This window comes from Microcystis sp. LE19-84.1B (assembly GCF_027531875.1).
In the GTDB taxonomy this organism is placed as follows: Bacteria; Cyanobacteriota; Cyanobacteriia; order Cyanobacteriales; family Microcystaceae; genus Microcystis; species Microcystis panniformis.
In genome coordinates, this window is record NZ_JAPZSR010000317.1 from 34,215 (window position 1) to 44,658 (window position 10,444).

The 10,444-nt window shown below is 46.3% G+C and carries 10 protein-coding genes; 3 read left to right on the plus strand and 7 right to left on the minus strand.

Annotation, left to right across the window (positions count from 1 at the left end):
• Position 1 precedes the first annotated feature (1 nt).
• Both O9324_RS18130 and O9324_RS18135 read right to left on the minus strand, forming a co-directional pair.
• Positions 2-958: a ribonuclease Z gene (locus O9324_RS18130; protein ID WP_288140916.1), complete on the minus strand. Its 957-nt coding sequence runs from the start codon at positions 956-958 to the stop codon at positions 2-4.
• A gap of 560 nt (positions 959-1,518) precedes the next feature.
• Positions 1,519-1,644: a hypothetical protein gene (locus O9324_RS18135; RefSeq protein ID WP_288140917.1), complete on the minus strand. Its 126-nt coding sequence runs from the start codon at positions 1,642-1,644 to the stop codon at positions 1,519-1,521.
• A gap of 86 nt (positions 1,645-1,730) precedes the next feature.
• On the opposite strand from O9324_RS18135, the gene O9324_RS18140 reads away from it, so the two are divergent.
• The gene (locus tag O9324_RS18140) at positions 1,731-2,132 is read left to right on the plus strand and encodes a fasciclin domain-containing protein (protein ID WP_002762406.1); all 402 of its coding nucleotides are present in this window, start codon (positions 1,731-1,733) and stop codon (positions 2,130-2,132) included.
• A 581-nt stretch (positions 2,133-2,713) separates the two neighbouring features.
• Positions 2,714-4,873: an FUSC family protein gene (locus O9324_RS18145; protein WP_288140918.1), complete on the plus strand. Its 2,160-nt coding sequence runs from the start codon at positions 2,714-2,716 to the stop codon at positions 4,871-4,873.
• 22 nt (positions 4,874-4,895) lie between these two features.
• Here the strand turns inward: O9324_RS18145 and O9324_RS18150 are convergent, their stop codons facing one another.
• The 5 genes from O9324_RS18150 to O9324_RS18170 form a co-directional block, all read right to left on the minus strand.
• Positions 4,896-6,044, minus strand: coding sequence for a transporter substrate-binding domain-containing protein (locus O9324_RS18150; RefSeq protein WP_288140919.1), 1,149 nt, complete (start codon positions 6,042-6,044; stop codon positions 4,896-4,898).
• A gap of 14 nt (positions 6,045-6,058) precedes the next feature.
• Complete coding sequence (cax, locus tag O9324_RS18155) at positions 6,059-7,168, minus strand: calcium/proton exchanger (protein WP_002767886.1); 1,110 nt, start codon at positions 7,166-7,168, stop codon at positions 6,059-6,061.
• Positions 7,158-8,207 carry a cell envelope biogenesis protein OmpA gene (locus O9324_RS18160; protein WP_287628628.1) on the minus strand — a complete coding sequence of 350 codons (1,050 nt, stop codon included), beginning with the start codon at positions 8,205-8,207 and terminating at the stop codon, positions 7,158-7,160. The genes cax and O9324_RS18160 overlap by 11 nt, the downstream gene beginning before the upstream one ends.
• Before the next feature lie 42 nt (positions 8,208-8,249).
• The gene (locus O9324_RS18165) at positions 8,250-8,564 is read right to left on the minus strand and encodes a DUF5132 domain-containing protein (RefSeq protein ID WP_002756751.1); all 315 of its coding nucleotides are present in this window, start codon (positions 8,562-8,564) and stop codon (positions 8,250-8,252) included.
• Positions 8,565-8,775: 211 nt separating this feature from the next.
• A complete protein-coding gene (locus O9324_RS18170) occupies positions 8,776-9,033 on the minus strand; it encodes a hypothetical protein (protein WP_288140920.1) in 258 nt (85 codons plus the stop codon).
• 547 nt (positions 9,034-9,580) lie between these two features.
• On the opposite strand from O9324_RS18170, the gene O9324_RS18175 reads away from it, so the two are divergent.
• Positions 9,581-10,444 (plus strand): RNA-guided endonuclease InsQ/TnpB family protein (locus O9324_RS18175; protein WP_288140921.1); only part of this gene is annotated, 864 nt, incomplete at its 3' end.

The window sequence follows — 10,444 nt, forward strand, 5'->3', positions numbered from 1 at the left end:
ATTACTTAACTCCTAAGACCATTTCTTGACGGTTGCGGGGGACTTCGTAGGTGAGAAAATCGTAGGCTAATTTAGTGTTAGGAAAAATTGCCCGCGCTTCCTCTAACAGATTGGAAATATCCAGAGAATTCCCCGGTAGATAACGGGGACTAAAATGGGTCATTAATAACAATTTTACCTGGGCTGCCAAGGCCACCTGGGCTGCCATCGTCGAAGTGGAGTGAACACTTTCAAAAGCTAACCCGGCATCTTGGTGTGCAAAAGTCGCCTCATGAATTAGCACATCTGCATCCCGTGCCAATTCGATCGATCCTTCACAGAAAATAGTATCGGTACAATAGGCTATTTTACGGCCGATTTCCGTTTCTCCGCAGAGGGACTGACCGCGAATTTTGCTGCCATCGGGAAGGGTGACAGTTTCCCCTTTTTTCAGCTTGCCGTAAATTGGTCCGGGGGGAATACCTAAAGCGTTGGCTTTTTCCACATCAAAACGTCCAGGACGGTCTTTTTCGGCGATGCGATAACCATGGGCAGGAATACGATGTTTTAATAGCTGACAGGAGACGGTAAATTCTTCATCTTCGTAGAGTATGCCGGGGGAAACGGGATGGACACGCACCCGATTGGCTAAATTAGTATAGGAATACTTAGCACAAGCACGCAGATAGTCCCCTAGTCCGGGAGGTCCGTAGATATCAATATCCTGAGCAGAACCGGCTAATCCAATACTGGCTAACAGTCCCATTAAACCAAAGATATGATCCCCGTGCATGTGGGTGATAAAAATGCGTCGGATTTGGGAACTTTTCAGGTCGCTACGCAGTAACTGGTGTTGAGTTCCTTCTCCACAGTCAAACAGCCATATTTCCGCCCGTTGCGGCAACCGAAGGGCGATACTAGAGACATTACGGGAACGAGTGGGAACCCCGGAACTGGTTCCTAAAAAAGTAATCTCCACAGGATAGCTGTCAGGATAGAGGATTCTTTTTCTAGTCTAGGCTGTTTTTATCGATTTCTCGATCGAATTGCTGCTTTTCTGTATTTCATCACTTGAAAACAGAAAATCCCCTGATTTTGACCTGACTCTGCAATAATTACTCCCAGTCAGAAATACGCCAGCTTCAGTATCATACTTTGTGCTTTTTGTCAAAAAAACTTTTTTTTTGCAATAAAACTACACAAAAAAAAGATCATCGTTGTGCGTGAAATTGACTAATTTACCCGTCTTAATTAGGATTACCTTGTAGATGTGGCAAGGGTTTCAACCATTGCTGCCCAAAAAAGCACAGAATAACCCATTATGAAATTTTATCAAATCGCTGTTACCTTCATAACATCGTTGTTAAATAAAAATCTTTCTCAATTAATTCTTAAGAATTTGTAAATATTGCGGAATGTTAATTTAAATATTCTCAAGCTTTTGGAGTCAATAAATAATTTTTGCTTATCTTTGTCCAAAATTGGGTTAGAAGTCAGGAGTCGGGTGATAGGGTGATAGGGTTTTGGGGTGTTGGGGTGTTAGGGTTTTAGTTGAAATTCCCCCACTTCCCACTTCCCACTTCCCACTTCCCCACTTCCCCACTTCCCCACTTCCCCACTTCCCCACTTCCCCACTTCCCCACTTCCCACTTCCCCACTTCCCACTTCCCACTTCCCTAGAACAATCTTTGGGACAAGATTAAGTTTAAAATCTGAAATAGATAATTTTTTTAAGGGATCGAGTCAAGTTTATGGCAGATATTGTCGATATTGCGGTCAGTGCCGATAATTTTAAAACTCTAGTAACGGCGGTACAAGCCGCTAATCTTGTGGATGCCCTAAAAAGTCCTGGCCCCTTCACGGTTTTTGCCCCCACCGACGAAGCTTTTGCCAAATTGCCCCCTGGGACGATTACAACCCTAGTGCAGAATATCCCCCAATTAACCCGAATTCTCACCTATCACGTCGTTGCGGGCAAATATATGCAGGAAGATTTGGCAAAATTGGCCGTAGTGACTTCTCTAGAGGGTTCACCGATTCCCGTCGATTGTAGCGAAGGTTTTGAGGTGAAAAATGCCACGGTGGTCGCGGGTAATATCGAGGCAGATAATGGTGTGATCCACGTCATCGATACGGTGATCCTGATGGGTTAGTTTTTGACCGTCTTTTGCCCGGTCTGCATCTAGGGCAAATCTGTCTTAATTTAGTCACTAAATATACAGATACTTTTGCTTGTTTATGGTTACGATGCTCGACTACCTGTTCAGACTAAATCCTGTTATTAAAGACTGATTATCTATTGATACGTTTGCCTATTGCAAGTGTAGAAAACGGGTTTCTCCGAGAAACCCGTTTTCTGTGTGTTACTCAACGGATTTAGTATTAGCCATCTCGACAGTAATGGCAGCTCAGTTATCAGTTATCAGATGTTAGGGACTTGGGTGGGAATAATATCCCAGCCAGAAAATCGCTCTGTAGAAGAATCAGACCGGCCAGATGGCATATTATCAAAGGGCAAGTCCCTTAGCTGCGGAGGCGCTCGAAGGCTCTCCCCCTAGTTAGGGTGATCAGCAAACCTGATCGATCGATCAGGGCGCAGGTTCCTTGCGCCCCTACAGTAACGGATTTTGTCCACAATGTAGGGGCGAACTGCGTTCGCCCTATGGCACATTATCAAAGCGCAAGTCCCTTATCGGTTTGGTTGTCAATGCAATCTCTAATCCCATTTACAGTCATGAAGAAAATTCACCCTGAGTTGAGTAAACTAAGGTTATTCTATGGCATCCAATCAGCGATCGCCATAGCCCTACCCTTGCTCATCGGCCTCTTGATGGGTAATCTCAAGCTGATTACTTTACCTGCTCTGGCTGCATTTTTGATTAATTTATTCCTGGGTAGCCTGTCTGTGAGTTACCGAGATAAATTACTAGGATTGGCGATCGCTACTTTAGGCTGTGCCGGGGTCATGAGTCTGGGAACGGTGAGTGGCCAGATGCCTTGGTTGCTGGTTATCTTCACTTTTCCCTTGTTGCTGCTCCTCAACTTTATCGGTGTGCTGGGAAGTACAGCCACGGCCATCGGACAGGTAGTGGCAGTGTTTTGGTTGATCTCTACTCACCTACCCGGCAATCTGGATCTGGCCCTAGAAAGATTTTGGTTACTCTTATTGGCCGGTATTTGGGTAATGGTTCGACCCTTGGTAATATGGCTCAACGATCCCTACAGGCCAGTTAAACAAGCCATCATTGCCAGTTACCAAAGCTTGACCCATTTTCTCGAAACTGTTGCCCGAGTTGAGATTGCCGATAAGGACGAACTCTGGGATGTAGAAACATCCCAAGCGCAACATCAAACTGGAACAATGATCGCCCAAGCTCGTAGCCTCTGGCACGAGGTTTATAGTAGTCAACCCGGCACTCATATTGAAGGCCAGCGCTTGATTTTTCTGATTGAGAAGCTAACTGATATTTATCGGGAAGTAATTGCTCTGACAGAAGTGGTTGTAGGACAAAACAAGAGAGAATTGGCTGAGATGGGACCAGAGCTTAAGCAAGCCTGCCAATCCTTGATCGAGGTAATGAAAACCCTGGATGATATAGTTAAATTGAGGAATACAAGCGATCGCCAAGAAATTGCTCAAGAAACCTTGGCGATGCTCACAACTTTACAGCAGCAAGTGCAAGACTTAAAGAAAAAGTTCCGTATTGGCAGTAATTCCCAGAAAACCATCACACCTAATCTCCATAAACTCATCCTAATTCTGAACAATCTGGCCGAACAAATTGATGCTACTATTACCCTACTCCTCGATCACCAAAAGCAAGTCAAGATTGCACTCCAATCAGTTCCCTTAACTCCTGTCACCCCTTTTTGGGAAATATTAAAAAATAACTGGACTTTTGAGTCGATTAATTTTACTGCGGCCATGCGTCTGGCCACTGTCACTACTTTTGCCATGTGGGTATCCATTCTACTCCATTGGCATCACGGTTATTGGATGGCTTTAACGGTGCTGTTTGTTCTCCAGCCAGATTATGGTGGCACAATCCAAAAGGCTATACAGCGCATTGGTGGCACTATTTTAGGGGTAATCTTAGCAACTCCCATAGTTTTGCAGATTCAAGATCTAAACCTACTAATAATAATTCTAATTATCTTAGCTGCCCTAACTGCTGCCTTCCGTTTTGTCAATTATGCTTTCTTTATGCTCTTTCTGACCATGCTAATTGTGCTGATTCTAGATCTAGACGTACCCAAAGATTGGCAGTTAGCCGAGACAAGAGTTTTTCATACTGTATTGGGGGGAGCTTTGGCAGTCATCAGTTACTATCTTTGGCCAATTTGGCAGAAACGTTCCCTACCTCGAAGAATTGGCATTTTACTAGAAAAGAGTATCAGTTATTTTCAAACTGTGGCCGCCGCTTATCAAGGACAAGCTCAAAGTGCCAAGATCTTAGATTTAAGCCGCCGTCAAGCTGAATTAGCCAGTGATAATGCTTTAGCTACCGTCCAGCGCATGAGACAAGAACCAAAGCGATTTCAGGGTAATGTGGTAGGAACAACAGAGTTGATTCTCAATGGGGTTAGTTTTATTAATGGAGTGACTACCCTCAGACAACATCTTCAGCAGTTTCAGCCTTCCCAAACACTGCCCGGATTAGATGAGTTTATTGAACAAGTAACGAAAACATTTGAGAATTTGCAACAAATCCAACAAACAGGGATTAACTCTTTATCTATGCCCAATTTTAACCAAAGTTTACATAGGTTAACTGACTATTTAGAAACCATTCCAGAAGATCAAACTGAAGAAGTAATATCTTTGACTTTTATCATTGCAGAATTACATCAACTTACAGAGAAATTAAAGGGAATGTTCGCAGCGATCGCTTAGAGTAAGGAAAGGAAAAAGACTGTCACTCAATCCACTTATCAATAATGTTTGAAATTGTCTTATCCTGCTGCATCTGAAGTATATCAATGTTGAGTTTATTGAGGAGGGGGCTATTTTGAGGTAAGACAAAGCCATAGGTCAAGAAAGATGAATAAATAGGCAGAATTGTCAAAGCTACCCTCGGATTTTCATCGAGATAATATTTTAAGACTCGATAGGAATCAAGAACCGCCTCTACCTGACCGCTATACATTAAATTAATAGCTTGGTATAGGCTGTTGGCCAAAACAGGAGTAATTTTATATTCAGAGGTGAGATTCATAAAATAAGAACTTCCTGCCAATAGGGCAACTTTTTTATTTTGTAAATCTTGAAGATTGCTCAACTCTTTAGCAGGTTGCTGGGTCAATGCTAGGGTAAAGGTTGTCACCAAACCTGCCGTAATTGAAGAGGTAATCGCTAGGGAAATCCACATCCATAAATAAGTAATAAACCTGCCAGTTGCAGTCACTGGAACTTTATCACCATAGCCGACTGTTGTTGTGGTAACTGACACAAACCAGAAGGCTTCTCGCACCCCCTTAAAATAATTTTTGGGAAACTGTTCGGGATTGCGCTTATGTTCAACAAACCAGATGATATTAGATACTAAAAACAACAGCAGTACGAGTCCTAGCACCGTTAGAAGCGCCGCTCGTTGCAAGAAGGGATGAATCAACTGCCAGAGGTTAGGGGAATGGCTGGGAACGAGTAGAGCAAGATAGGAGCTATAGTAAGGCTGAGTAAAAGCAACTTTTTTCAGGCGTTCTGGCGTAATTGAGATCGGTCCGACGAGCAAATCGAGGGTGCCATTAGCAACTTGATTAATACCTGTATCAACTTCCTTAACTATATAATACTCGTATTCTAAATTTTCTGAAGTGGCTATTCTCTGCCAAATCTCAATACTAATCCCATCAAACTTAGTTGTGCTTTTCGGTTGGTGGGCCGAAGATTTTGGAGAAGGCGAAGGTTTCTTTGGGGAGTAAATATCATTGATAGTTAACACTTGACTTTCTATGACATAAGGCGGTGAAACATAGACACCGACTCTTAACTTAGGCGAGGCTTGAACGGGAAGAGCAATCAAGAGTAATCCCCCTATCACCGAACCAATTAAAGAATTAATCATAACAGGGATGAAATCTAAGGATGCAAATAAAAAGCTGTACCTAAAACGGCATATAAAATTAACAATAAAACTCCTTCTAGCCAATTAGACTGGCCATCAGAACTGATAGAACTGGTGATGAGAACTGCCGCCGTAGCCGCAAACATACCAAAAACGTTGAATTCTAGGGAGAGAGGAGTCGGGAAGAATAGGCTCACTAGAACTAAAAGTGGAGCCACAAATAAAACCACCTGCAAAGTCGAGCCAATAGATACCGCCACCGTCAAATCCATCTTATTTTTGAGGGCGGTTGTCACGCAAGTAATGTATTCCACGACTCCGCCAAATAGGGGTAGTAAAATAATACCTGTAAATAGCTCAGTCCAGCCTAATACTTTTACCGTCTCTTCTAGACTCCCCACCAGAATTTCTGAAATGACCACTAGAGCAACGGTGCAGATGAGCAGAATTGTGACGGGTTTTCCAAATTTGGACATTCGGCGGTCTCGCGTAGCGAGCGCGTTGCGACCGCTGACTGGCTGAGACTGATTTTCTCTCGCTTCTAGCGTATTTAATCTTTCCACATCTTGCTGAGACTTAAGGGAGAAAATGAGGCTCAATCCATAAAAAATTAGCAACAAAATGGCAGCCGCATAGGAAAAGTTTTGGATGGCAGCTTTCGGCAAACCGTCGGAAGTAAAGTGAATGGCACTGGGAGTCAGCAAAACTAACACAGAAAGCAGCAAGGAAGAGGCATTGAGGCGAGCAATTTCCGGTGCAAAATTTTGTTGTTGGAAGCGCAAGCCTCCTAACAACATTGCCAACCCCAATCCTAAGAGTAAATTGGCAATAATCGCCCCTAAAATACTCGCCTTGACCACCTCGACTAATCCTGCCCTAAGCGCCACTACTGAGACGACCATTTCCGTTAAATTGCCAAAGGTGGCATTGAGCAGACCGCCTAGGGTCGGGCCAATAATGGCGGCAATGACTTCTGTTGCTTCAGCAATGAAGGCCGCTAGGGGAATGATCGCCAAAGCGGAGAGAACAAAGACGAGGACGGGTGATAACTTCAGCCACTCAGCAGCAAGAGTGATCGGTACGAAGATCAGCAGCAAGAGCAAAAATTTGTTTTTAGCTGACATGGGGAGGGTTCTCTTGACCGTCTTGGGGTAGCTGAGGAGGCGAACTCGGTTGAGGCGGAGATGTCCAGTCGATTTTCTTGCCAGCGAGCGATCCTAAGCTCCGACCGATCTCTGCCCCCGCTGCACCGGCGACTAACTTGCCGATCGCCCCTCCGACCAAAGCACTTCCTGTTTCCCCGACAAAACTACTCCCTGTCTTGATCGTCCAATCTCTCACGTCTGTCTGTGCGGGCGAGGCTTCCTGAGACGGCTTTCCTTGCCGCTCGACTTGTTGATTTAAGGCAACTGCTGCATCTGTCCCTAACTGTCCCCCCAAAACCTCTCCAGCCAGAGCGCCTACCATGCCGCCCGCAGGCCCAGCGATTACCGTACCCAGAATTGCGCCCCCCGCAGTCCCCAGGGTTTCACCGAGCTTCTCGCCGCTTTTCTTGCTGAGGTGTTCTGCGATCTCGATCGGATTTGCTCCCGCCTGAGCCTTGTCCGGCTCGGGGCGGAAAATTTCGTGGGTGACATCATAGCCTAACTTTGCTCCGGTGGTGCTGCCGGCAAAAGCACCCACTTGGGCGCCTAAAACCGCCCCGCCCGGTCCGAGTGCCGAACCAATCGCCCCGCCGATCATTCCACCGGCCACTTGTCCCGCCGACATCCCTAGAAAAGCACCACCCACGGCTGCCGGATGCACTGCTTGGCTGATCTGGCCAGCGATTTGCCCGGTAGCTGAGACGACGGACTCTGCGGTTGCCGTTGCCGTTTGCAGGGCGGTCTGTCCGACTTGATTGGCTTGTTCAGCCAAGGGTTTGACCGCCGACCCTGCCGTTTCCACGAAAGCTTGGCCTGCATCTTGGGCGGCTTTGAGGAGGGGGTTAGCGGCTTCGAGAACGGAGTCGCTTGCTGTCTGCCATTGCTGGGCGGCTGCTTCCCCTGCGGTTTTTGCCGTCTTCGCTATCTGGTTCGCCACTTCGCTGGCAGCGGCCAAGAGACTGGCGGGATTGTGAGTAAATTGTTCCCCTGCTGAGGCTGATGAATCTGGATTGGCCATTACCTCTGTCTTCCTGAGATTACCCCGGAGCTACCCGGTTGATTATTCGGCAATTTCCACTTCTGTGGGTGCCTCGGGCTTGGCTGAACTCTTGGCAGTCCTAATTTCTGCCTCGGCTTCTGCTACCAGATCATTCCAGGACTCACTGGCTTCAGCCACAGTCTCTTGCACCTTCTCAAACGTTTCTAGTCCCCATTTAATGCCACTTTTGGTGAGGTCGCGGCCGGAGTCTGCTAGAGACTTTCCTACCTCTGGATTACCCAAAGCACCAATGAGAGGGGCGAGAGCCAGAGCTGCTGCCCCAACGCCCAGTGCCGCCACTGGCTCGATGCCTAACAACAAAGCTTCTAAATCCATAATCACTAATTTACTATCTCTATACCGCTCGATCGGCTATTTTCACTAACAGTTTAACCTGCATTATTGACTAATTGTCCAAAACTCGTTCAAGTTGACTACGCCCCTGCCTGGGGGGTGATTTTTTCCAGGTCTGCCCGCTGCCAAGACCACCATTCCTCTCCGACTTGTCCGCCGATAGCACCGCCGATGACTCCGCCAAAAAGAGAGCCTAGCGGTCCCTTGCAGAGAGCCACCCACCACAAAGCCGGCCATGCCTGTTGAAGGTTTCGCCAATCAATTCAGTGGCACCCCGCTCTAGAGTGGCTTGCAGGGACTCGGCGGGGTTCTTTGCTGGCACTGGCCAGCGTTGCGCTGCCGCTCCTGTGCCGGACAGATAGCGCACGGTTTCGCCCCCTAGCTGACTGCCAACTGTTCGCCCGACGGCACTGCCTACCCCCGCACCCGGAATTAACCCCAGAGGACCCAACAGCACCCCGCCAGCGACCGCCCCCACGCCGAATCCCATTACCCGGCCGACGGAGGAGCCGATGAGCTTGCCGCCAACTTCCTGGATTTTTCCAGTAACCGCTGCTTCCGAGAAGATTCCTTCCCCGGGCGAAGTCGTGTCATCAGTTATCGGCCTCACGGCAGTCAGCCAGTGGACGGGAGTGAGTTGTTGGAGGAGATGACAGAACTTTTCTTGAAAGGCTTTTTCGGTTATGCCCTGGGGATCGTAGCAGACGACGATCGAGTTGATCGCCGGAGTCAAGCGAACTTCCCTGACGGCGGCCAAGGACAAAATCGAGGTGGACAGGCGTTCGTGCAAGGAGGGATAACATCTCAGCCAAGCCAAGCGCACCCGCAGGCGGCCCAGGGTGGAATGGACGATTTGGAGAGCGTTATCTCGAACGGGCGAGTTGCACTGCCCCCCCACTTGTTCAACGTTAATCATCGAAAATTTTCGGTCTGAAACCCCGTCGTTCTAGGTTGGCTTTACTGTTAAATATTAGCGCATTTACACGATATATGCTAGAATGCGAGACAGGGAAAAAGCTTATTCGTTTCGATTTTACCCAACACCCGAACAAGAGTCGCTATTGCGGCGCACTTTGGGCTGTGTAAGATTGGTTTACAACAAAGCTCTCCATCTCAGAACACAAGCATGGTACGAAAGACAAGAAAGAGTAGGATATACTGAAACTTCTTCAATGCTAACCGATTGGAAAAAACAAGAAGAATTAGAGTTTTTAAACGAAGTTAGCTGTGTACCCTTACAACAAGGGTTAAGACATTTACAAACAGCTTTCACTAATTTCTTTGCTGGTCGTACTAAGTATCCTAACTTTAAGAAAAAACATCAAGGAGGAAGTGCCGAATTTACCAAATCTGCTTTTAAGTTCAAAGACAGACAAATCTATTTAGCTAAATGCACAGAACCTTTACCTATTCGGTGGTCAAGACAAATACCAGACGGATGTGAACCAAGCACAGTAACAGTCAGATTACATCCCTCAGGACGCTGGCATATTTCAATAAGATTTGATGACCCAACGATTAAGCCTTTACCAGTAACAGATAAAGCCATCGGAATTGACTTAGGAATTAGTAGTCTTGTGATTACCAGCGATGGAGACAAGGTATCTAATCCCAAGTATTTTAAAAAGCATTATCGGAGACTGCGAAAGGCACAAAAAAATCTTTATAGAAAACAGAAAGGCTCAAAGAATCGAGAAAAGGCAAAAATCAAAGTAGCCAGAATTCACGCTCAAATCACCGATAGCAGAAAAAACCATTTACATAAGCTAACCACTCAATTAGTTCGTGAAAACCAAACGATTGTTGTTGAGAATTTAGCCGTTAAGAATATGGTCAAAAACCCGAAATTATCTCAGGCAATA